This window comes from Chelatococcus reniformis (assembly GCF_014640075.1).
GTDB lineage: Bacteria > Pseudomonadota > Alphaproteobacteria > Rhizobiales > Beijerinckiaceae > Camelimonas > Camelimonas reniformis.
In genome coordinates, this window is sequence record NZ_BMGG01000007.1 from 57,600 (window position 1) to 76,684 (window position 19,085).

25 protein-coding genes and 2 pseudogenes are annotated in these 19,085 nt (G+C 63.8%); 7 read left to right on the top strand and 20 right to left on the bottom strand.

Going from position 1 to position 19,085, the window contains the following annotated elements; genetic code table 11:
* Positions 1 to 5: 5 nt before the first annotated feature.
* Complete coding sequence (locus IEW34_RS19050) at positions 6 to 260, bottom strand: BrnA antitoxin family protein (protein WP_188610809.1); 255 nt, start codon at positions 258 to 260, stop codon at positions 6 to 8.
* Positions 220 to 432, bottom strand: a complete 213-nt coding sequence (locus IEW34_RS19055) for a BrnT family toxin (protein WP_188610810.1) — start codon at positions 430 to 432, stop codon at positions 220 to 222. The genes IEW34_RS19050 and IEW34_RS19055 overlap by 41 nt, the downstream gene beginning before the upstream one ends.
* Before the next feature lie 272 nt (positions 433 to 704).
* Between IEW34_RS19055 and IEW34_RS19060 the strand changes: the two genes are divergently transcribed.
* Positions 705 to 932, top strand: a complete 228-nt coding sequence (locus IEW34_RS19060) for a hypothetical protein (RefSeq protein ID WP_188610811.1) — start codon at positions 705 to 707, stop codon at positions 930 to 932.
* A gap of 392 nt (positions 933 to 1,324) precedes the next feature.
* Here the strand turns inward: IEW34_RS19060 and IEW34_RS19065 are convergent, their stop codons facing one another.
* Both IEW34_RS19065 and IEW34_RS19070 read right to left on the bottom strand, forming a co-directional pair.
* Complete coding sequence (locus tag IEW34_RS19065) at positions 1,325 to 1,963, bottom strand: nucleotidyltransferase domain-containing protein (protein WP_188610812.1); 639 nt, start codon at positions 1,961 to 1,963, stop codon at positions 1,325 to 1,327.
* Between the two features lie 147 nt (positions 1,964 to 2,110).
* A complete protein-coding gene (locus IEW34_RS19070) occupies positions 2,111 to 2,602 on the bottom strand; it encodes a hypothetical protein (protein WP_188610813.1) in 492 nt (163 codons plus the stop codon).
* Positions 2,603 to 3,120: 518 nt separating this feature from the next.
* On the opposite strand from IEW34_RS19070, the gene IEW34_RS30930 reads away from it, so the two are divergent.
* A complete protein-coding gene (locus tag IEW34_RS30930) occupies positions 3,121 to 3,243 on the top strand; it encodes a hypothetical protein (protein ID WP_280516311.1) in 123 nt (40 codons plus the stop codon).
* A 366-nt stretch (positions 3,244 to 3,609) separates the two neighbouring features.
* Positions 3,610 to 3,792 carry a hypothetical protein gene (locus IEW34_RS19075; RefSeq protein WP_444542164.1) on the top strand — a complete coding sequence of 61 codons (183 nt, stop codon included), beginning with the start codon at positions 3,610 to 3,612 and terminating at the stop codon, positions 3,790 to 3,792.
* Here IEW34_RS19075 and IEW34_RS30320 read toward each other — a convergent pair.
* The 13 genes and pseudogenes from IEW34_RS30320 to IEW34_RS19135 all read right to left on the bottom strand — a co-directional run.
* Positions 3,785 to 3,901, bottom strand: a pseudogene (locus tag IEW34_RS30320) (transposase); the annotation flags it as partial. The gene IEW34_RS19075 and the pseudogene IEW34_RS30320 sit on opposite strands and share 8 nt — an antisense overlap.
* A gap of 25 nt (positions 3,902 to 3,926) precedes the next feature.
* Positions 3,927 to 4,367 (bottom strand): annotated as a pseudogene (locus tag IEW34_RS31130) (tautomerase family protein); the annotation flags it as partial.
* Positions 4,249 to 4,899: a transglutaminase-like domain-containing protein gene (locus IEW34_RS19085; protein WP_188610815.1), complete on the bottom strand. Its 651-nt coding sequence runs from the start codon at positions 4,897 to 4,899 to the stop codon at positions 4,249 to 4,251. The pseudogene IEW34_RS31130 and the gene IEW34_RS19085, both read right to left, overlap by 119 nt.
* 66 nt (positions 4,900 to 4,965) lie before the next feature.
* Positions 4,966 to 5,760: a helix-turn-helix domain-containing protein gene (locus IEW34_RS19090; RefSeq protein ID WP_188610816.1), complete on the bottom strand. Its 795-nt coding sequence runs from the start codon at positions 5,758 to 5,760 to the stop codon at positions 4,966 to 4,968.
* Positions 5,761 to 6,021: 261 nt separating this feature from the next.
* Positions 6,022 to 7,029: an amino acid ABC transporter substrate-binding protein gene (locus IEW34_RS19095; protein WP_188611155.1), complete on the bottom strand. Its 1,008-nt coding sequence runs from the start codon at positions 7,027 to 7,029 to the stop codon at positions 6,022 to 6,024.
* Positions 7,030 to 7,094: 65 nt separating this feature from the next.
* The gene (locus tag IEW34_RS19100; RefSeq protein WP_188610817.1) at positions 7,095 to 7,733 is read right to left on the bottom strand and encodes a L,D-transpeptidase; all 639 of its coding nucleotides are present in this window, start codon (positions 7,731 to 7,733) and stop codon (positions 7,095 to 7,097) included.
* 14 nt (positions 7,734 to 7,747) lie between these two features.
* Positions 7,748 to 8,251, bottom strand: a complete 504-nt coding sequence (locus tag IEW34_RS19105) for a hypothetical protein (protein ID WP_188610818.1) — start codon at positions 8,249 to 8,251, stop codon at positions 7,748 to 7,750.
* Between the two features lie 592 nt (positions 8,252 to 8,843).
* A complete protein-coding gene (locus tag IEW34_RS19110; protein WP_188610819.1) occupies positions 8,844 to 9,290 on the bottom strand; it encodes a carboxymuconolactone decarboxylase family protein in 447 nt (148 codons plus the stop codon).
* Positions 9,287 to 10,249 (bottom strand): NAD(P)-dependent oxidoreductase, encoded by a 963-nt coding sequence (locus IEW34_RS19115; RefSeq protein ID WP_188610820.1) that lies wholly within the window; start codon positions 10,247 to 10,249, stop codon positions 9,287 to 9,289. The genes IEW34_RS19110 and IEW34_RS19115 overlap by 4 nt, the downstream gene beginning before the upstream one ends.
* Positions 10,249 to 11,463 (bottom strand): ABC transporter substrate-binding protein, encoded by a 1,215-nt coding sequence (locus tag IEW34_RS19120; protein WP_188610821.1) that lies wholly within the window; start codon positions 11,461 to 11,463, stop codon positions 10,249 to 10,251. Before IEW34_RS19120 ends, IEW34_RS19115 begins: the two co-directional genes overlap by 1 nt.
* Positions 11,464 to 11,551: 88 nt before the next feature.
* Complete coding sequence (locus IEW34_RS19125) at positions 11,552 to 12,628, bottom strand: LLM class flavin-dependent oxidoreductase (protein WP_188610822.1); 1,077 nt, start codon at positions 12,626 to 12,628, stop codon at positions 11,552 to 11,554.
* Between the two features lie 130 nt (positions 12,629 to 12,758).
* Positions 12,759 to 13,694, bottom strand: a complete 936-nt coding sequence (locus IEW34_RS19130) for a LysR family transcriptional regulator (protein WP_188610823.1) — start codon at positions 13,692 to 13,694, stop codon at positions 12,759 to 12,761.
* A gap of 16 nt (positions 13,695 to 13,710) precedes the next feature.
* Positions 13,711 to 14,637: an SMP-30/gluconolactonase/LRE family protein gene (locus IEW34_RS19135; protein ID WP_188610824.1), complete on the bottom strand. Its 927-nt coding sequence runs from the start codon at positions 14,635 to 14,637 to the stop codon at positions 13,711 to 13,713.
* Between the two features lie 468 nt (positions 14,638 to 15,105).
* Between IEW34_RS19135 and IEW34_RS19140 the strand changes: the two genes are divergently transcribed.
* Positions 15,106 to 15,300 (top strand): hypothetical protein, encoded by a 195-nt coding sequence (locus IEW34_RS19140; RefSeq protein WP_188610825.1) that lies wholly within the window; start codon positions 15,106 to 15,108, stop codon positions 15,298 to 15,300.
* A gap of 44 nt (positions 15,301 to 15,344) precedes the next feature.
* On the opposite strand, the gene IEW34_RS19145 is transcribed toward IEW34_RS19140, so the two are convergent.
* From IEW34_RS19145 to IEW34_RS19155, 3 genes are all read right to left on the bottom strand, one after another.
* Complete coding sequence (locus IEW34_RS19145; protein WP_188610826.1) at positions 15,345 to 16,067, bottom strand: GDSL-type esterase/lipase family protein; 723 nt, start codon at positions 16,065 to 16,067, stop codon at positions 15,345 to 15,347.
* Positions 16,068 to 16,487: 420 nt separating this feature from the next.
* Positions 16,488 to 17,084 (bottom strand): general stress protein, encoded by a 597-nt coding sequence (locus IEW34_RS19150; RefSeq protein WP_188610827.1) that lies wholly within the window; start codon positions 17,082 to 17,084, stop codon positions 16,488 to 16,490.
* Positions 17,085 to 17,103: 19 nt separating this feature from the next.
* Positions 17,104 to 17,421 carry a PepSY domain-containing protein gene (locus tag IEW34_RS19155; protein WP_188610828.1) on the bottom strand — a complete coding sequence of 106 codons (318 nt, stop codon included), beginning with the start codon at positions 17,419 to 17,421 and terminating at the stop codon, positions 17,104 to 17,106.
* A 186-nt stretch (positions 17,422 to 17,607) separates the two neighbouring features.
* On the opposite strand from IEW34_RS19155, the gene IEW34_RS19160 reads away from it, so the two are divergent.
* The 3 genes from IEW34_RS19160 (at position 17,608) to IEW34_RS19170 (ending at position 18,936) form a co-directional block, all read left to right on the top strand.
* Positions 17,608 to 17,829, top strand: a complete 222-nt coding sequence (locus IEW34_RS19160; protein WP_188610829.1) for a hypothetical protein — start codon at positions 17,608 to 17,610, stop codon at positions 17,827 to 17,829.
* 107 nt (positions 17,830 to 17,936) lie between these two features.
* Positions 17,937 to 18,197, top strand: a complete 261-nt coding sequence (locus tag IEW34_RS19165; RefSeq protein WP_188610830.1) for a PepSY domain-containing protein — start codon at positions 17,937 to 17,939, stop codon at positions 18,195 to 18,197.
* Positions 18,198 to 18,768: 571 nt separating this feature from the next.
* Positions 18,769 to 18,936: a DUF3606 domain-containing protein gene (locus tag IEW34_RS19170; RefSeq protein WP_188610831.1), complete on the top strand. Its 168-nt coding sequence runs from the start codon at positions 18,769 to 18,771 to the stop codon at positions 18,934 to 18,936.
* Positions 18,937 to 19,085: the final 149 nt, after the last annotated feature.

The window sequence follows — 19,085 nt, forward strand, 5'->3', positions numbered from 1 at the left end:
TGACGTCACCGTTGCCGCTCCAGCCACTCGCGGATCGCGGTATTGACGCGGGTCTGCCAGCCAGCACCGGTAGCGCGCAGGCCGTCGAGGACGTCGGCATCGAGTCGCAGCGTCACCTGCCGCTTGGGGTTTTCGGCGATGGGCCGGCCGCGCTTCACCGGCGCGGCCGCGACCTTCGCCTGCCACTCCGGCGCGGACAGGTCCGGTGCATCGTCCGGATCAACGAAATCGCGGCGAGTAGAACGCTTGCTCGCGGTCATTGGCCTTCCTCATGGAGATGATGCGGCGGGCCGCGCCGCGCGGGGTCCACACGACGACGACCATGCGCCCGTCGAGATGACCGATGGAGATGTTGCGGACCTCGCCGTAGTCGGGCCGATCGTCGACGATGGTGATGGTCGCACCGTCGAACACCTCGCCACACCGTGCCATGTCGAGCCCCCTCGGATCGAGGGTGGCTTGGAGCTTTGGCGGGATCGAAGGTGATCTTCACGAAGATTTTTGGAACGCCATAAATTCATGGCGTCAACAAAAATGTAGCTACAAAAAAACAGAGTTCGACGCTGGGCCGGCAAACTCAAGCGGCAAGCCCTGGAGGCAAGCGCACGAGCCCGGCCCGCGTCGAAGCCGATCGCAAGCCCACAGCTACTCCTCCCCTGCACCGTGATACGATTGGCACGGTCACGCGAACGGAGGATGGTGGATTGAACGACAGCGAGAAGACGGTCCTATTTGCCTTGGCGCTCATGGCCAATCAGTACCTGCGGCAGAACGAGGACGAGGCTGAGCTCGACAGTCTTGCAATGTCTGCCGGCGAGCACGCTCTCGAGGTGCTCGCGGAGCATGGCTTGGTCGAGCTTGTAGGCAGCCACCGCATTATGGGCCGATGGACTGAAGCCGGCCGGAAGTTCCTCCAACGGAATAGGGGCTGACGCGTCCGAGCAGAACCCGCCATACCGTGGACAGCTGGTGACGGCCCTCGCCGGGAGTGTGCTAACCCTGATGGAGGTGATGCCGCTTCGAGAGCAATGTCATGTTCCAAAGCCTTTTTATCGTTTCAGTTGCCGCTATGGGGCTTGCAATATGTTGCTCGCTCGCGCACAGCCAAAATGAGAGAGACGAAAAGCTTTGCACGCTACCTCGACTCTACGAGACGAATACTAGCTATCTGGATAGAAAGGGTGTCCTAAAGATTATTATTTTCACGGACGCTTAATTTAACTGTGATCGAAGGCAGATATTCACACGATATAGGCTTAAGCAAGAAACCGGACGCGACTCGGCTAAGGATGTGCTGTCTATTCATGAACAGTTTACAGCTGGACTATGCAAGCTTGAATCGTACCGTCGAGTAGTGGGCGGTGGATACAGATCCATGTTCGTGTACAGCTTGCCCGGCGGCACTGAGCTGAAGCGGGAGATGGTCTGCAGTCAGGCTTGAAGTCACATCCGCAATCACTGGTGCCGGTCTTCTGCCGCGTCGAAGATCAAGATGTCGCCGACCTCCGCGCAGTATAGTCGATTTGGCAGGGCTCTCCAACGTCGGTGATTCTGATATCGGCCTGATGCCGATGCGAGCGGACAGGGCGGTGCCCCAATCCTTCGCGTCAAAGAACCATATGGTTGATCGGGTATAGCTCCGCCTCTCGCTGACGGTCACGGCGATATCCAGGTCGCTGTCGGGACGGTGCGTTCCCTTGCGGCGGCTGCCGAACAGCCTGACCTGCTCGACCCGACTCTTGGACCTTGCCCAGGACCGGATGGCCTCAATCTGCTGCTCGGCGACAGCGATGTCTGATCGAATCGGTTGCATGGCTGGTCCGAGTTTCCGCGTCGCCTGTTGCGACCGCAAGGCAGCCGCTGCTGATAGGGCGAGGCCGGAACCATGACCGACATCGTCGCCGTCAATCTCGACGCGAGCAGGATCGCACGCCTCACTGCCCCCGCCGGTCAGCGACGTCATCCCTGGCACCGTGCGCCGAGGGCGACAAGGGCCTCGCCGTCGAGCGGCTCCAGACCGAGCTCAACCGCCTCGGCTATGGCCTCGTCGTCGATTTGCGCCGGCCGCTGCCGCAGCGGCCTTTACGCCGTCGGCCTCAAGGCAATTTTTTCATTCGAGGCCGACCACGATGCCGCGTCCTGACGCTCTGCCAACCAGTGAGACGCTAGCTGGAGCTGCCTTGCAGCTGTAACCTTCTCGCTCGGATGGCGCTGCCAAGGGAACGACAACCACAACAGCTTCCGATTGATACGCAAAGAGTATCGCGGAGTGATTCTCGTCAACAATCGGATCATATAGCGTGCCAGCATAGCGAATATAATTTAGGTCGACGTTCGGCTGCTCGCGACGAAGCTCTTGTAGAACGGATTTATATTGAGGTACCATACATATAAATCGCGGTTGCACACCGATAGCTGATTGATCGGCCAGAGTTTTGATTTCATCAATAAGCTTTTGGGCGTCCTTCTCTCTCAGGATGCGAAGGTTCGGCCCAACTGATGGGCCGACGCCCAGAAGAATGACTACCGGCGCGATGAATCCGAGCAAGAACGAAAGAGATTTTTCTCCATCGACCAAAGAGAAGCGATAGTCCGCTGGCAACAAGAGATGCGATTAAAGCTACAATACCAAGCGCGATTGCCGCCAGAAAGGCTCCGTTCAGGCCCGAATGCAGGCCGTAAACTATCCCACCTATCGCCGCCGCGCAGCCGACGAGGAGCGGCCATGACAAGAACCTGTCGCTCCGCCGCGCGCTGACGCTACCAGTTTGGCTCACAGCGGGCTCCTAAAGTCGGATGAGGCGCTGCCTCAGGCCGCTTACTCCATCGGAAAGGCGCTCCCTACCTTACCGTCGCCGCTGCTCACCCTCCACAACTATTGACGTCCTGGCGGCCGGGCTGAGCCGCACCACTCCCGGAGACCTCCCATGAAGCTCTTTGCCCTCGCGGCCGCCGCCGCGTGCGCGCTCGCGCTCGTCGCGTGCAACCCAAGCTCGACGCCTCGGTGTCGAGCACGGCCAGCAAGGCCGCTGCGGCCTGCCCCTACGTGCTGGCCGGCACGGCGATCGCGCCACCACAGGCAACGCCAAGATCCGGAGCGCCGCCGCCCAGGTCGCGCCCGTGGTCATCACCACCTGCTCAGCGCTTCAGGCCGGCCGGATCGTCGACGTGCAGTCGGCCGGGGCCGCCATCCTCAACGCGTACGGCTCGCTGCTCGCGGCCGGCGCGCTCACGAAGGCTTGATCATGAACACCAACCTCACCCTGCCGATCCGGCAGGCCCTTGTCGGCCTGGGGCCGCTCATCGTCGCCCTCGGCATCATGGATGCGACCGCATGGGGCGCCTGGGTCGATCAGCTGGCGCCGTATGTCGGCATCGCCATGACCATCGGCGGCCCTGCCGGAGGCGGTGACGCCGGGCCGCTGGCACTACGAGTCGAGCGTCACGTCGCGCTGCCCGACGCGGGACCCGTTACGACCGGCTGGCGGTCTTTGATTTCGAGGTGGCGCCATGATCACTTGGCAGGACATCCTCAACGCCTGCGGCGTCGACCGGTAGCAGTAGCATGCCCTGAGTTTGACGGGAGATCCGGCGATCCTCACGCTCTATGTGGCGTCGGATCTGACGACCTGGCTGGCCTATTTCGCCATCGGCCTGACGCTGCTCTTCCGCACCGTCCACTTCATCGACCGCGGCTCGTCAGCGCTCATCCGCCTCTTCGGCGCCTTCATCTTCCTCTGCGGCGCGTCGCACCTGACGATGGTGCTGACGCTGTTCTGGGGCATCTCATGAAGTGCACGCGGCAGCGTTGCCAGGTGGTATTGAGCACCTTGGCGGTGGCGGCCTTGCGGCCCTCGTGGGCGTCGGAGATGACCAGCTTGACGCCATGAACGGCGTCTCGTCCACGTGCATCTCCCATCTGATATGAGGCCGCGCTCGACTAGGAATGGAGCCAACACGTTCCGGCAGGCTTCCAAGAACCGGCCCGTCATCTCCTCGTCGGTGAAGGTTCGGGCAATGTGGTCGATCCAGATTCGAACGAAGTCGCCCGCCGGCTCGCCGCCGACATAGAAGCAGTCTCGCGCCACCTCCTGGCTGACGACGCCGACATAGAACTTCGGCAACAACCGATAGAGCGATGTGATCCTCTGGGCGATGTCGTGCTTGTCCTGTAAGGAGAAGCTTCCGACCGGATGATAGACCTTCCAGAGCGGCATTGAGATTCCTCCTCGATAGGTGCGGTGCGTGTCAGAGACGGGCAAACTCGCCGGCGCGGATAGCGGCGCAGGCTCTGGGATAGAGACGCACCATCTCGGCCGCCAAAAAGCGGGCCGGTACGTCGTGGAAGGTCCCATGCAGCTTGTCATAGCTCATGAAACTCCGGCCGGTGCTGTCGAAAGGCTGCAGGTGTGCGTCCGAACGGCCGTCGAATTCGAGCCTGGCCACGCACATCTTCTCGCAGAGCGGGGCATCGAAGGTCGGACTCACCTTAAGCCAACGCTCGCCGGTCCAGACTTCAGCGTAGCCGTGCCATGCGAACACAAGACCGCCCATGCGCTCGAGCGTCTTCCCGGTTGCGAGATGATTGGTCACATCCGCGAAGCCAAGTCGCGCCGGGACGCCCGCGGCCCGCGCCAGGGCGGCGAACGCCGCCGCCTTTGGCACACAGTATCCGCGGCCTTCGGCCAGTAGATCGCTCGCCTTGAACGAGTCTAACCGATCGAACTCAGGCGCATCATACCGAATGTCGCGGACGCGATAGAAGATGCGCCTCAAGATCTCGGCGGTATCCATAGCTCCTCCGGCCAGCGCGCGCGCCGTTCGAAGGACCAAAGGATGATTGCTGTCCACGTATTCGCTGGGTGCGAGATAGACGCGATTAGTGTCGGTTTCGGACATCGGACTCTCCGGGCGACGAGGGCATTTCGCCCGCCGCGCTCGGAAGCGTATTGAACAAATCGGCGCCTAGCCCCGCCCGTACATCGCGAGGGCCACCGGAGACGTGCCAGAGATGCGCTTGCACTCGCGAGTCATATGGGCCTGATCGGCATAGCCGAGATCGACCGCAAGGTCCGCGGCGCCCGCACGCCGCTCGGCCAACTCATTCAGTCGCGCGAGCAATCTGCGGAACCGGAAGATGCGCTGCAGCGCCTTTGGTGACAGTCCAACCTCCTCTGCGAACATCCGTCGAAGGTTGCGCTCGCCGACCGATAGGCTTGCCGCGATCTCCTGCACCCGTGTCGCGCCGTCCCTCAGTTGGCCCACAGCTTCGAGGACGACGTCGACTGGAGCGGCGCCGACCTCTAGCCGGTCCGCAACCAGCCACTCGAGCGCGAGTCGCTGCTCTGCGCTCGTCCGGGCCTTGCCCAGTCGGGCTTCCACAGCGCCCGCTGAAGGCAATATGTCGCAAAGTCGGACGGTGCGCCCTCGAAGCGATGATGCCGGAATGCCGAGAACCGCACGGGCGGCGCCGGGCTGCAGTCGGATACCGACGTTGGTCCCCTGGGCTGGCAGATGACCGGTGAACGCCACATCCGCGTGGCCGACGACGACGAGTTTTACGCTATCCCAAACAAGGTCGATGCAGCCATCCGGGAACAGCCTGAGCCGTCGCGACCACCCTGTAGCGCCCCACCACGTACAGACCGTCGCGCCCTTCGCTTCCGGCAAGTTCAAGGCGAATTCGACGTACCGCGACCGCACGGTGAATGAGGTCCCGAGAGATCGCTTCTCAACCACGTTGTGCAACGGTATCGCCATCTTCGAACGCAATCCCAGCGAGCGGCGGCTGTCAATCAGCCGCTCGAAGGGCGATCCGTTGAAATCGCGCTCGAAGTGTAGAAAGCTCCAAAGGAGAGCAGATGATCAAGGCGCTTCCGTGCTGTGGCCGATATGCGTGCGAGCTCCCGGTGCCGTCGCAGCCCGCACACCCATCGTTCGCCAAGCCGTCATCGCACCTGCGACGACGCGACGCGGCTCGCCAACGCGAACCGCTTCGCGCTGGCCACGGCGGCCGCCGTTCTATCGCAGCGGCGGGGCGTAGAGAACGCCGCCCATGCTCCAGAGCTGGTTAAGTCCGCGCGGGATGCCGAGCTTGGAGCCGGTGCCAAGGGAGCGTTCATAGATCTCGGCATAGTTCCCGGTCGCCTTGACGGTACGGATCGCCCAATCCGCGTCGAGGCCGAGAGCCTTGCCGAAGCCACCCTCCGCGCCCGTGAACCGCCGGACGTCCGGCTTCTGGGATTTCAGGGCCTCGTCGATGTTCGTGCTGGAGATGCCGAGCTCCTCGGCATTGACCAGCGCGAAGTTCACCCATTTCACGACGGTGAACCAGGGGAAGTCGTCGCCGCGCACGACCGGTCCCAGCGGCTCCTTCGAGATCACGTCCGGCAGCACGATCGTCTCGGCCGGGTTGGCGAGCCTGAGCCGCTCGCCATGCAGTGCGGCTTGGTCGCGGGTCAGCACGTCGCATTGCCCGGCCTCGAAAGCTGCCAGGGCGTCCGCCGCGTTCGGATAGACCTTCTCTTCATAGGTCATGGAGTTGAGCTTGAAGAAGTCGGCCAGGTTGAGCTGCGTCGTGGTGCCGGCCTCGACGCAGACCTTCGCCTTGTCGAGCGCCAGCGCCGTATCGGCCTTGAACGAGCGCTTCGCCAGGAAGCCCTGGCCGTCATGGTAGGTGATACCGGCAAAGGCGAGCCCGAGCTCGGCTTCGCGGCCGAGCGTCCACGACGAGTTGCGCGCCAACAGATCGACCTTGCCAGCCTTCAGCGCCTCGAAGCGCTGGCTCGCGGAGAGCGGCGTGAAGGCGACCTTACCCGCGTCGCCGAGCACGGCGGCAGCCACGGCACGGCAGAAATCGACATCGAAGCCGCGCCAGTTGCCCTGCTCGTCCTTCTCCGAGAAGCCGACCACGCCTTCGCTGACGCCGCATTGCAGCGTGCCGCGCTGCTTCACGGTGTCGAGCGTGCCGGCGCCGGCCGGAAGGGCGAAGCCGACGACGGCGGCGAGGCCGAGACCGCAGCGGCGCATAACCCAAGAGGCCTTCGACATGACTGACTGTTCCTTTCGCAGATCGGCGGAAGCGGCGAGGGCGGTCACAGCGTCGCCTTGTGGCGGATGATGACCTTGGTGCCGACCGGCACACGCTCGTAGAGGTCGACGATATCGCCGTTGGCGAGCCGGAAGCAGCCCGACGAGATCGCCTGACCGATCGTCTCCGGCTGGTTGGTGCCGTGGATGCGGAAGACGGTCGAGCCGAGATAGAGGGCGCGCGCGCCCATCGGGTTGCCGGGACCGCCGGCCATGAAGCGCGGCAGGTAGGGCTGGCGCTGCAGCATCTCCGGCGGCGGGCGCCAGTCCGGCCACTCGGCCTTGCGGCTGACCTTGACCTGGCCGGACCAGGTGAAGCCCTCGCGGCCGACGCCGATGCCGTAGCGCAGGGCGTGGCCATTGTCCTGCACCACGTAGAGGAAGCGGTCGGCCGAGTGGATGACCACCGTGCCCGGCGCCTCGTTGGAGCGGAACAGCACCATCTGACGGGCATAAGGCCCCTGGGCGATGCTGACTTCCGCGGTCGAGATGCGGCCCGGCTCGTCGCCGATGTCCATGGTCTCGTGCATCGCCGCGGGCGGGCGCTGCTGGGCGCTCGCGGCTCCCGACCAGGCGAGGAGGGGAGCCAGGGCGAGGCCGGACAGCAGAAGGCGGCGCAGGGCGTAGCGGGGAATGTAGCTCATGTGGTCTCTCCCGGTCAGCCGCAGCGGATGAAGATGAAGGTGCCGTAGCGGGCATTCACGTCGGGATCGACGAAGCGCATCACGAGTTCCTTCGGCGTCGCCGACAGCACCTCGCGATCCTGCGGATCGCCGGCCGGGGCCTCGAAGCCCAGATAGGTCTTGCCCCCCGGCCCGGCCTTCAGCCGCAGCTCGTACAGCTTGGGATCGTCGGCGACGTGCATCATCACGCCATCGCCCGGGCCCTTCGCGATGGTGTAGGGCTGCTTGCATTGCGCGCGCGCTTCCGCCTCGGTGCGCTTGCGGTCCTTCTCCGTGTGGAAGGAAGCGACGCCCCAGCGCCCGATCAGGACATCACGCGAGATCCCGGTCGGGGCCGGCGCCCTAGACCCGACACTCGTCGAGGGCAGCAGACCCTCACCACCGCCGCAGCCGGCGAGCGCCAGAGACAAGACGAGAGCGCAGGCCGGGGCCGCACGTGCCGGGCGGTGCGCGCGGCGCGATTCGATAGCGGTTCTCATCTTTCCTCCATGATCGCGTGGTGCGGAATCCTCCGGACGTTACCGATGCTTTGGCTCGGCCGCCACCCTTCGCGTCGCCGGCCATCCGCCCCGCGCGCCCGACTCGAAGGTGACATGCGCGCCCTGCACCCGGTTCGGAGCGACGCTGTTGGACAGGGCGTCGATGCGCACGGGCCAGTGAACCATTCGGCCGGACCCGGACGGGATGGCCTTCGCCGGGCGCGATAAATCGACATGACAACCTCCGTTGGCCCAGGACGGAGCTCCAACGCAGTGCCGATCTTGGCCGCGCATCGGCCGCGGCCTGGCTTTCAGCCGGGCCGTTGCTCGAGCGCTGGCGCCCTGCGCCAATAGAGGGGGCCGAAATAGATCCTGACCGTCCCATGTCTCTCCGATGGGGCGCAGGGGCGAGGCGGTTCGATCAGGGTTGAGAGGAGAGACGGCCGTGAGCGAGATGGCTGCCGAGTTCGTTGAGGCGTGGCGCGCCCAAGACGCCGGCGTGCTCGGCATCCGGCTCGATGGATGTCCTGGCGCGGCGGGGCTCGGCAGGCGCTCTCTGCCAGCGCCTGCTCGGCGTCCCGCGAAGGCGCGATCAGTCCGGCGCGCGGCCTTCGGCGGGCCCTAGATCGATCCCGCGCTCCCGCAGAGTCTCCTCGGCGATGCGAAAGCCCTCGACGCCCGCCGGAAGTCCGCAATAGATGACCGCCTGCAGCAGGGCTTCTTTGACCTCGTCAACGGTCGCCCCGTTGTTGATGGCGCCGTTGACGTGCAGGCGCAGTTCGGCACCGCGATTAAGTGCGACCAGAATTGCGATGCACAGAAGGCTGCGCGTCTTGGGCTCGAGGCCGGATCGGGCCCAGATTTCTCCGAAGCAGTATTCTTCGGAAAGACGTCGGAGGTCCGCGTTGAAGCGATTCGTACTCGCCTCGCGCTTGGCGAAGTAGGCATCCCCGATGACGCTCTTGAGGATGTCCCGGCCTTGCTCGCGACGCGAGGCCGGCCCCTTGGCTGTTGCATCGGCTGGCTCAATGACCTTCATCGGCTGGTTCCCGGGTGGGCGCTTTCGGCGCCGACGGTCGCGCCGGCCCACCGCTCGAAGTGTTGAATGATCGTTGCGTAGTCCTTGCCGCCGTCGCCTTGGGCCACGGCAAAGGCGAGAATCTGCTTGACGGTTTGTCCGAGCCACAGGAGCGAACCTGCCTCCTCGGCCTCCTCGGTACAAAGCCGAACGTCCTTGTAGAGAAGCTCAGTGGCGAAACGCAGCGGGAAAGTCCTCGACAACACGCATTGGGGGACCTTGTCGAGAGTCGCTGAGTTGCGGCCGCTGGAGACGTTGATGACGTCGAGCATGACCTGTGGATCGAGGCCGGCCTTGGCTCCCATGACCAGCGTTTCGAACGCAGCCAGCGCATTGGTGGCGGCGAGCATATTGTTGACCAGCTTCATCGATTGGCCGAGGCCCGGCACGGAACCGATGTAGAATACATTGCGCCCGAGCAGCCTCAATAGGCTCTCGATGCTCTCGAACGCCTGGCGGTCCCCTGCCGCCATGACCGAGAGCGTCCCGGCCTCCGCGCCCACTACGCCGCCGCTGACGGGCGCGTCGATGAAGGTGATACCTTTGTCGGCGAAGTGCCGGGCCAGTTCTTTGGCGACCCGCGGACCGGTCGTCGACAGATCCACGACGATCTTCGTCGCGTTCCCCTCGATCACTCCGGACGGTCCAAGGCATACCGCGCGGACCGATTGCGGCGTAGGAAGGCTCAGGAAGACGATCTCGGCCGCCGCTGACACCTCCGCGGGCTGTTCGGCGACAGCGGATCCCTCGGCAGCGAAGGCCGCGAGTATGTCGGGGACGATGTCACAAACGACCATGGGCTGCCCGGCTGCGAGCAGCCGTTGCGCCATGCGCGCACCCATGTTGCCGAGCCCGATGAAGCCGATCCGCCGCACCTTCGCCGAAGCTGCGGGCGGAACGCGGTCGATGACGGCGGCCATCAGTTCTGCACCAACGGGCAGTCGCCGGCATTGAGCGGCCGGAACGCCTCGTCGCCCGGGATCGTGGCCTTGAGCTTGAGGAGATCCCACTCGCCCTTGGACTCCGCGGGGTTCTTCACCTCGAAGATGTAGATATCGCGGATGACGCGACCGTCGGGTCTGATCCTGCCGTTCTTGGTCATGACATCGTTGATCGGCATGGCACGCATCTTCGCCATGACGGCGGCTGGATCGGCCGACCCGGCATCCTCGACGGCCTTGAGATAGTGCAGGGTTGCGCCATAGGCACCGGCCTGCAGGCTGGTTGGCGGCCGGCCGTGGATCGCCTGGAAGCGCTTGCTGAAGGCACGTGCTTCGTCGCTTTGATCCCAGTAGAAGGCATCGGCGAAGAGGGTACCCTTTGCGGTCTCCAGACCGATTGCATGAATGTTGGTGAGAAACGCGGTCAAGGCAACGACCTGTTGTCCGGCCGTCGACACTCCGAATTCCTTGGCTTGCTTGATGCCGTTGATGGTGTCGCCTCCCGAATTGGCGAGGGCGATCACATTGGCTTTGGCGTTCTGGGCCTGCAGCAGGTAGGAGGCCATGTCGGAGCTGTTGAGGGGGTGACGGACGGAGCCGATCACCTTGCCGCCGTTGGCCTTGACGACGTTGGAGGCATCGCGCTCCAAGGCGTGCCCATACGCGTAGTCGAGTGTGATGAAGAACCAGGTGTCCGCGTGGCCGGACTTCATGACCGCCTTGGCGGTCGAATTCGCAAAGGAATAACTGTCGAAGACCCAGTGCACCGAATTGGGCGAACAGGCCTTGCCGGTCAGATCCGACGACCCGGCGGCGGTGTTGATCTGGACGCGGTTCTTCTCACGGGTCAGTTGCTGCACCGCCAGCGCGACGCCGGAATGACCGAGACCGACAATGGCCTGCACATCGTCCTTCTCGTACCACTGGCGGGCGATCAGCGAGCCGATATCGGGCTTGTTCTGATGGTCGGCCGCCAGCACTTCAATAGGACGGCCCAGTACCTTGCCGCCGAAGTCGGCAACCGCCATTTTGACGCCGACGACGTCGCCCGGCCCCTGCTGATCGGCCAGGGAACTGGTCATGTCGTCGAGGACGCCGATCCGGAATGGCTCGGCGGCCGAAACGGATGCTGCACCAGCACCCGTCAAGGCGCATACGAGCGCCCGGACGGCCCATGTCCGCAGATAGGTCATGTCATTTCCTCCCCTGTGGCACGGTTGGACGCGACGGGCCGTGCCGTGATTTTGATGTTCGCGTTGCGTCGCGCTTTGGCGCTGGCGCTCAGGCCGCTTTCTTCGAGCGGCCCTTGAGCTTCGGCATGACCTCCTCGGCGAACATGGTGAGGGAGGCCAACGTCTTGTCCGCCCCATAATATGGCGGATAGTGCAGCATGAGAGACGTGAAACCGGTGCGCGCGTGCAGTTGCTCGATCTTCTCCCGGACCGTTGACGGCGAGCCGTGAATGATCGTGTGCGTCAGCAGATCATCGTATTTTGATCCCTGATCGTCGCTTCGCTTGCCCTGCGACACGACACCGAGGTAGCCCACCGTCTGCTTGCCGTCGAAATGGCTGAAATGGCGCAGGAGGCCCGCTTCGCTGTCGGCTTTGGCCTGGGCGTCGGTCTCGGCCACATAGACCCACCTCGCCACGTCGATTTCGCCGCGCGCCGGATTGGAGCGCAGCCGCGCCGGCGTCTCCTCGAGCGCCGCCCGGTAGGCCTTGACGTCATTGGCCAGACCATCTGTCGGCGTCAGCGACGAGAGCATCAGGCCGAAACCCATCCGCCCGGCAACGCCGATCGAGCGTTCGGTGGCCCCGGCGAGATAGAGCGGTGGATAGGGTTGCTGGATGGAATGCGGGAATATTTCATAGTCGCCGTCGATGTCTATATTGAAATACTTACCTTTATGCTTGACCTTTTTTTCGGCAAACATCTGGTAGATCAGCGGCAGTGCTTCTTCCTGAATATCTCTGCGTTCGTCGAACGGAACGCCGAAGCCTTCAAACTCGTAGGGTCTGTAGCCGGATCCGAAACCCAGCACGAAGCGCCCGTTGGAAAGCACGTCGAGGAAAGCAGCATTTTCGACAACCCGGACCGGGTTGGCGAGCGGCAGTGCGACCACCGCGGCCCCTAGTTTGATGCGCTTGGTGAGGGCCGCGATATAGGCGGCGTACACGTAGATGTCCGGCATGATGCCGTACTTGTTGCTGAAATGATGTTCCGCAATCCAAGCATAGTCGTATCCTAGCCGATCGGCGGCCAGGATTTGTTGCGTGACCCTATGATGTACATCTCGATGCGGGTAAAGTTCGACGTCTATATTTGGATGGGACGTGAACAGAATACCAAAATCCATAAGGCTTTCCTCCCTGTGCGACGCTCGGCCGACGCTGTTGTCGCTATTAGGGAGGAAGGTCGGTGCCAACGCCAATATAATGACGACTTAACAGAAATAGGATTTGGTTATGCCGGGGAGGAGGGCGAACTTATATCGTCGAGCCGGCTGCGGCGAGCCGAGCGATCCAACGGCCGTCCTCCACGAGACGGTGGACCTCGGCGCGCACGGCGCGGTACGTCTCCTGCGCGGCTTCGCTCAGCGGCCGCAGCGACGAGTAGCAGAGCGTCACGTCCCAGCTCATGCCTTTGTCCGCCAAGGGAGTGGCGGCGATCTTCCCACGCGCGAGATGGTCGACGGCGTGGATTGGCAGCAGGGTGACGCCCTTGCCCGCGCTGGCCAGCTCCACCATGAGGGTCAGCGCATCCACCTCGATGACCGAGCTGGGCTCCATTCCACACTGGTCGACGAGATCCCGCAGGACATGCGGCCGGTGCGGCAGGATCATCGGCGTCTCGCCGATTTCCCGGAGATAGGTGCGGCCATGGGGCCTGGCGAAGGGCTCGTCCGGGGCCGACATCAGGAACAGGTCCTCAGCCAGCAACTTCTCCTGAATCAGGACCTTGCTGGGACGGACCCCGTAGAGCATGGCGAGATCCATGCTGCCGCTGAGGAGCCATTCGTGCAGCAAGGCACTGAAGCCCTCGGCCATGCGGAGGGAAATCCCCGGGTAGGCCTCGCTGAAGCGGGCAACGAACGGATCGGCGAACATGCGGATGACCGGGACCGGCATGCCGATGCCGACGGCGCCGGTGATCTGCGACCGACCCGGCCGGTTCTGAAACAGGCTGCGCACGTCCTCGAACTGGTTGAGCAGGTGAGCGCAACGGTCGAGAAACAGGGCTCCGTTGGCGGTGAGGACGACGCCGTGGCCGTGGCGATGGAACAGCTTGGTGCCCAGTTCGGCCTCCAGGAGCTGCATCTGGCGACTGAGCGCCGGTTGCGATATGCCCAGAACGGCGGCCGCCCTGGTCATGTTGCGCAGGTCTGCGACGTGGACGAAGTACCGGACCCGCCTGAAATCCATGGCAACCCGCCCCGCCCTATCGTTGCGAATGCTGGTGCGACAGCCTCAGTCCTGGCCGCGGCCAGGCAACGGCCAGAAGCTCGCCGGTGCCGGACAACGTAAGGTAAGCGGTCGAAAGGTCCGGGCCGCCAAACGCGATGTTGGTGCAGTATGGCACCGGCGTTTCGACAAATTCGACCAGTTCGCCAGCGGGCGAGATCACGGCGACCCCGCCGCGAACGATGGACGCGACGCAGACGTTGCCGCCCGCCTCGATCGCTAGGGAATCGAAGCGATCATAGCCGCCAGCGCCAAAGACGATTCGTCCGCCATGCGGCGAAGGCCATGGCGCCTGCGCGATCTCGCCCTCGCCGGTGATCGTGAAGGCCCAGAGCCGGCTCGTATCCGTCTCAGAAACATAAAGCGTGTGGCCGTCGGGCGACAGGCCAATGCCGTTGGGAGTGGTCATCGGGAAGATGACTTCCCTGATCAGCGAGCCGTCGGCGCGTGCATAGAACACGCTGCCGCGGTCCATGCTTCGGCCGGAGATCTTGCCCAGATCCGTGAACCAGAAGCCACCTTCGCTGTCGAAGACGATGTCGTTGGGTCCGCGCAGTGCAACGCCGTTGCAATGCGTGTAGAGGATTTCCGACCGGCCGGTGGTCAGCTCCACGCGCTCGATTCGTCCGCCGGCATAGTCGGAGGGCAAGCCGACCGGGCGCAGATATTCGCCCGGAACGTCGTGCCAGGCGAACCCGCCATTGTTGCAGATGTAGCAAAGCCCGCCGGGACCGATGGCCGCGCCGTTGGGGCCGCCGCCCAAATGGGCGATACGCTCGATGCGCCCGTCCGAATGGACGCGGCTCAAATCGCCGCTGGCAATCTGGACCAACACAACCGACCCATCAGCCAGGGCGATCGGACCTTCAGGAAAACGAAGTCCGTCTGCCACGCGCTTGTACATTGAGCTCCCCCGATTGGCTCGTCCTCCAGACATGCGAGCGCGGTCCCTCGATCAACTACCATCCGTCGACGACGACCGCCTCAGCCTTTCACCGGCTCACCAGCGCTTTCCTCAATGAACGCGATGCCAGCGGCCTTAAGCGCAGCGCGGAAAGGTCAACGGCGCGAGCCTCCGCGCCCAGTGCGTCCCGCCTGATGCCGTCGATCTGTGGATCTTCGTGAAAGCGCCGCGACCCGCGACGTGGAGCTGCCGCGGATGAAGTCGGGACGGCAGCTGACGTGGGGCAGGCGGGAGCGGCCTGCGGCCGAAACGGCGGCGTGATCGAGACGGTCGTTCCAGACATTTTTCCACCTCGTCGTCCGGCTGCGTGGTCCGCCGGCTCGCGCCGGCAGGGTGGACGCCGAGGGTGCAGTGTGCGAACCTCGCTTGAGCTCGAGCTATCTATCGAGGGTTGCGGAAGGATGCTCTATGGCTGATGTTGCCGAAGGTCCAACGCTTCTCGTCAAGAAGTTCGCAGGACTCGCCCTCGTTATCTTGGGGCTTTTAGGCCTTACGCTTGGTTACGAGTATGATTCAGGCTCGCTAACGTGGCTCGGCATACTGGCGTTGGTGATTGGTGCGGGGCTGTTGGCGCTGAAGATTATTCGCCGAAATCCGAGCTGAAGCGCATTTTTCGTCGACGCGCGCAAACAACAGCAGCTCGACGCCTAGGTGCGCTGCTTCACGGTTGCCAATGCGAGATCGTGAAGGCGCCGGCTCAGGATATCGTAGCCTGCCGGCGAGAGGTGCAGCCGGTCGCCTTCAAAATTCGGGCACGGCTGCTGCCCTCCACATGTGATCGCATCGTCGATGTTGAGGGTCGAAGCACCTACCTGAGCGGCGTCCTTTCGTAGCTGCGCGTTTATTTGCTGCCGATCGGCATCTCTGAAGGAAAAATCTCGCCCTCGTGGGAGAAGCTCTACGACGAAGAGGTGGCCGGCAGGCCATGTCGTTTGCGCGAGACGCAGGATCCGGCGGAGGCCAGCTGAAATAGCGCAAGCGCTGGCACCCATCGATAAATTGTTTGTACCCGCCAGAATCACAATATTCCTGGGCGAGATTTCCTTGAGCCCGTCCGCTTGCATGCGCCAGATAACGTGCTGTGTTTCGTCGCCGCCGACACCTAAATTTAACAAGTTTTGGCTGGAAAGACTGTCTGCGGCGGTTTTTGTCGGCCAGTGCTGAATCAACGAATCGCCGATCGCTACCGCATCGACTATCGAAGATAAGTTCGAAAGCGTGCGTTGATATCTTGCCTCACGGAGGGGGTTGGGGGGAGGCGCAGGTGTCGTCGCGATCTGCACCTGTTCGGGGCTGCATTCACGAGCGGCGAGCGGCCACATCGATGTGGAGGCCCATAGGACGCACGCCAGCACGGCTCGGTTCAACATTCTTCCGCTCCTTGTCGGTGTAGCCTTTGGTTAGCGACGGCGCGTGTTTATCGCGACGACTGGCGCCGCCGCGAGCCAGGATAGCCCGCCGCGACGACACGCAGCGGCGGACGAAGCAGAGGCTCGAGCTGGTCGCGCGGTCGAACGATCCGGCGGTGCTCAACCCCGTCAGCACGTCTTTCACGTTCACGGCCACGATAAGCACGGCTCAGCGGCACCCGGCAAAGCGGCACGGTGACGGTGCCGCCCAGAAGAGAAGCCCCCGCTCCCGTCTGCCAGGGGGGCGCGTTCGAGGCGGGCCGCCGCGCATCTGTATTGAGCGGAACGACTTCTCGTCGAGTCATCATCCCGCTCTAACTCATTGTTTGAGCATGATCTTGCCCTCAAACTGATGTTCAGTTTCTCGATCACACCGCAGGCTCAGTATCTGGCGCGCTCGCGTTCCAGATCGTCGGCGGTATAGGGCCGCCCGCTGGCATCGAAGCTGTGCCATCCGGCCTGGCGATAGCTCTCGCCGCGTTGACGCGCATCGACGACCTTATGCCGCTCAAGAATGGCGCGTGCCGCATCCACATCGCCATCGGCCACACGGGCCGACACCAGGGTGCCGCCGCGACGAACCCCTTCGGCGTAGACGTGTGCCTGCTCCTCCGGAACGCCATTGTCGGTCATCGCGCCGACCAGACCACCGGCTGCGCCACCGACGGCGCCGCCCGTAACGGCTCCTGCCGCTGTGGCCGCGAGCCAACCGACGGCGACGACAGGCCCGACGCCGGGAATTGCCAGCATGCCCAGGCCGGCGAGCAAGCCACCGGCACCGCCGATGACCGCGCCGATCCCGGCGCCCGTGGCGGCAGCTTCGCCCGCATCGCTATCGCCATCGTCACGGATGCGTCCGTCACCGTTGTTGGCCACCAAGCTGATGTCGCTGCGCGGGACGCCTTCAGCCTCCAGCTGTTCCACCGCTGCTCTTGCAGCCTCATAGCTATCGAATAGGCCAGTGACCGTTTGAGTCATCTCGATCTCCTCGGGTTCGTTACTTCGTGACGACATTGCCTTGGTAGTCGACGGCCACGTCGTGGGTGCGTCCCGCCTTGGCGGCCTTGCCCCGCCAGATCCCGTCCTGATCCTTCTTCAGCGCGGTCACCTCGGAATAGCCCCTCGATTCGATCCGGCTCTTGGCCTGCGCCTCGGTAAAACTGTTGGCGCCGCCCGCGGGAGCGCCGGGATTGTTGCCGTCCTTCGTCGATACAGCTGGGTTGGCCGGTGCGCCGGGATTTGCAGCGGGCGCAGTCTGCGCCATCGCGCTCGTCGCTAGACCGAGCGCGCACGCACTCAATATCAACAGCTTCATGTCGTTCCCCTTGGTTTGGACAAGGAAAATGGAGAGCGCGGTTGAATGTTCCGCGGCGCGACGGCTGCGCGCGCTGCACGCGCCACCGACGGCGGCCTCGCCAACCAGGCGTCGAGTGGTCCGCGCCTTGCGACCCGGCCTGCCGCGCCCCAGCTTGGGGCCATGAGCGCGAGCGGGCCCAGAGAGATGAGCGCGAGTAGGCCGAACGAGAGCAGCGTCCCTACCCTCTGCGTCGGCGGCATCGTGCTGCTGGCAGCGTTTGGCGGGGCTCTGCTCGGTGGCCTAGAAGGGGCCGGTGCCGCATCTTTCGCCGCCCTCCTCGTGGTGGGCGGGGGGTACTCGCTGCTGGCTTGGATCTTTCGCTGGCCGGGATTGCAGTGGCACCATCTCGAGTTCCTGATCCCGTAAGGCCGCCGCTCCGGCTCGCGCCGGCGCGATATGCAGCTATCGGTCTTTCGGGAACCCGGGCCTTGCCGATCGGGTTTCCTCCCGCGGATGTGTACAGGAGCGAGGCCATGAGAATTCTGTTGGCGTCAGTGGTGGCAATGTTCGTCGGAACCGCCGGGGCGGCGTGGGCCGATGTTCCCGGGGCGGATTGGATGCCGGCCGAGCAGGTGAAGCAGAAGCTCGCCGCAGCAGGCTACTCCGATATCTACGAACTGGAGGCGGATGACGGCCGGTGGGAGGGCGAAGGGCTGAAGGCAGGTCAGCGCCTGGAATTCCACGCGGATGCGCGCACGGGCGCGATCCTCTCCGAGAAGCCCGACAGGGATTAGGGCCTGGCCGATCGTTTCGAGCGCGTCGCTAGCGTAGAGAAGCCTGATATTCAAATGCTCTGAGCTCGCATTGGATCAGCCTGGTCGAGGAACGCTCTGAGAAGCGCACCGATGGCCCAGGCTGATCCGCCTATGTCACGGTGTGGCGCTTCGATTCCACGAACGGCTATCGGCCGCGACCGGAGCACGCGGGATCGCGCGGCATGAATTTCCATCGACTCTGCCCTGTGACTCGCTGGATTGGCTTTAGAGCGCGCAAACTAAAGCGCCGGGCCCCCGCGTTTCCGGGCCTAGCTTCGGGACGCGCGGGCAACCTCCCCAGGCTCGCTGTCAGCCGTGAACGAACACCAGCCAGCAGGTGCTCAGCAGCGGAGCGACGATACCGAGTAGGATGGGAAGCAGATTGCGAGCCATGAAGTGAAGTAATCATGCCGAATACATCTCAGGATGGAAGGGTTAACGTCGGGATCGAACATTGGTTCGAAAATAAGTTCCTGGTCGTCGACGCTCGCGGAAACCAGAGCCCCTCTCAGCCGTTGTCGCAGCAGCAGGATTACCAGGAGAGCCTCTGATGGCAAGCCACAAGTCGAAGGTCGGCGAGTACGAAGTGGATAGCTTTGCCCGAAGGCATCGCCTGACGCGGCAGCAGGTCCTTAAGCTCATCCGGGATCGTGGCAACGACCGAATGGAGCTCGAAGCGGCCGCGGCCGAGCTCATTCGGCCCGTCTGCGTTCCGTAGGCCGGGACCCCTGCCGGAGCGTAAACCGACACCGGTCCGGTCGACCGTCACCGTTCATTCGCTCCTGTTGCATCGATCGTGTCCCCAGGCGTGGTGTAGCTGATTGCGGCTACGACGCTGTTCGGCTTGGCCGGGTATCAGGCTGCCGT

Excerpts from the sequence above, each read along its gene's own strand:
- IEW34_RS19050 (WP_188610809.1), bottom strand. The coding sequence starts at position 260 with ATGACCGCGAGCAAGCGTTCTACTCGCCGCGATTTCGTTGATCCGGAC.
- IEW34_RS19055 (WP_188610810.1), bottom strand. The coding sequence starts at position 432 with ATGGCACGGTGTGGCGAGGTGTTCGACGGTGCGACCATCACCATCGTC.
- IEW34_RS19065 (WP_188610812.1), bottom strand. The coding sequence starts at position 1,963 with ATGACGTCGCTGACCGGCGGGGGCAGTGAGGCGTGCGATCCTGCTCGC.
- IEW34_RS19085 (WP_188610815.1), bottom strand. The coding sequence starts at position 4,899 with ATGTCCGAAACCGACACTAATCGCGTCTATCTCGCACCCAGCGAATAC.
- IEW34_RS19090 (WP_188610816.1), bottom strand. The coding sequence starts at position 5,760 with ATGGCGATACCGTTGCACAACGTGGTTGAGAAGCGATCTCTCGGGACC.
- IEW34_RS19095 (WP_188611155.1), bottom strand. The coding sequence starts at position 7,029 with ATGCGCCGCTGCGGTCTCGGCCTCGCCGCCGTCGTCGGCTTCGCCCTT.
- IEW34_RS19100 (WP_188610817.1), bottom strand. The coding sequence starts at position 7,733 with ATGAGCTACATTCCCCGCTACGCCCTGCGCCGCCTTCTGCTGTCCGGC.
- IEW34_RS19105 (WP_188610818.1), bottom strand. The coding sequence starts at position 8,251 with ATGAGAACCGCTATCGAATCGCGCCGCGCGCACCGCCCGGCACGTGCG.
- IEW34_RS19110 (WP_188610819.1), bottom strand. The coding sequence starts at position 9,290 with ATGAAGGTCATTGAGCCAGCCGATGCAACAGCCAAGGGGCCGGCCTCG.
- IEW34_RS19115 (WP_188610820.1), bottom strand. The coding sequence starts at position 10,249 with ATGGCCGCCGTCATCGACCGCGTTCCGCCCGCAGCTTCGGCGAAGGTG.
- IEW34_RS19120 (WP_188610821.1), bottom strand. The coding sequence starts at position 11,463 with ATGACCTATCTGCGGACATGGGCCGTCCGGGCGCTCGTATGCGCCTTG.
- IEW34_RS19125 (WP_188610822.1), bottom strand. The coding sequence starts at position 12,628 with ATGGATTTTGGTATTCTGTTCACGTCCCATCCAAATATAGACGTCGAA.
- IEW34_RS19130 (WP_188610823.1), bottom strand. The coding sequence starts at position 13,694 with ATGGATTTCAGGCGGGTCCGGTACTTCGTCCACGTCGCAGACCTGCGC.
- IEW34_RS19135 (WP_188610824.1), bottom strand. The coding sequence starts at position 14,637 with ATGTACAAGCGCGTGGCAGACGGACTTCGTTTTCCTGAAGGTCCGATC.
- IEW34_RS19140 (WP_188610825.1), top strand. The coding sequence starts at position 15,106 with ATGGCTGATGTTGCCGAAGGTCCAACGCTTCTCGTCAAGAAGTTCGCA.
- IEW34_RS19145 (WP_188610826.1), bottom strand. The coding sequence starts at position 16,067 with ATGTTGAACCGAGCCGTGCTGGCGTGCGTCCTATGGGCCTCCACATCG.
- IEW34_RS19150 (WP_188610827.1), bottom strand. The coding sequence starts at position 17,084 with ATGACTCAAACGGTCACTGGCCTATTCGATAGCTATGAGGCTGCAAGA.
- IEW34_RS19155 (WP_188610828.1), bottom strand. The coding sequence starts at position 17,421 with ATGAAGCTGTTGATATTGAGTGCGTGCGCGCTCGGTCTAGCGACGAGC.
- IEW34_RS19160 (WP_188610829.1), top strand. The coding sequence starts at position 17,608 with ATGAGCGCGAGTAGGCCGAACGAGAGCAGCGTCCCTACCCTCTGCGTC.
- IEW34_RS19165 (WP_188610830.1), top strand. The coding sequence starts at position 17,937 with ATGAGAATTCTGTTGGCGTCAGTGGTGGCAATGTTCGTCGGAACCGCC.
- IEW34_RS19170 (WP_188610831.1), top strand. The coding sequence starts at position 18,769 with ATGGCAAGCCACAAGTCGAAGGTCGGCGAGTACGAAGTGGATAGCTTT.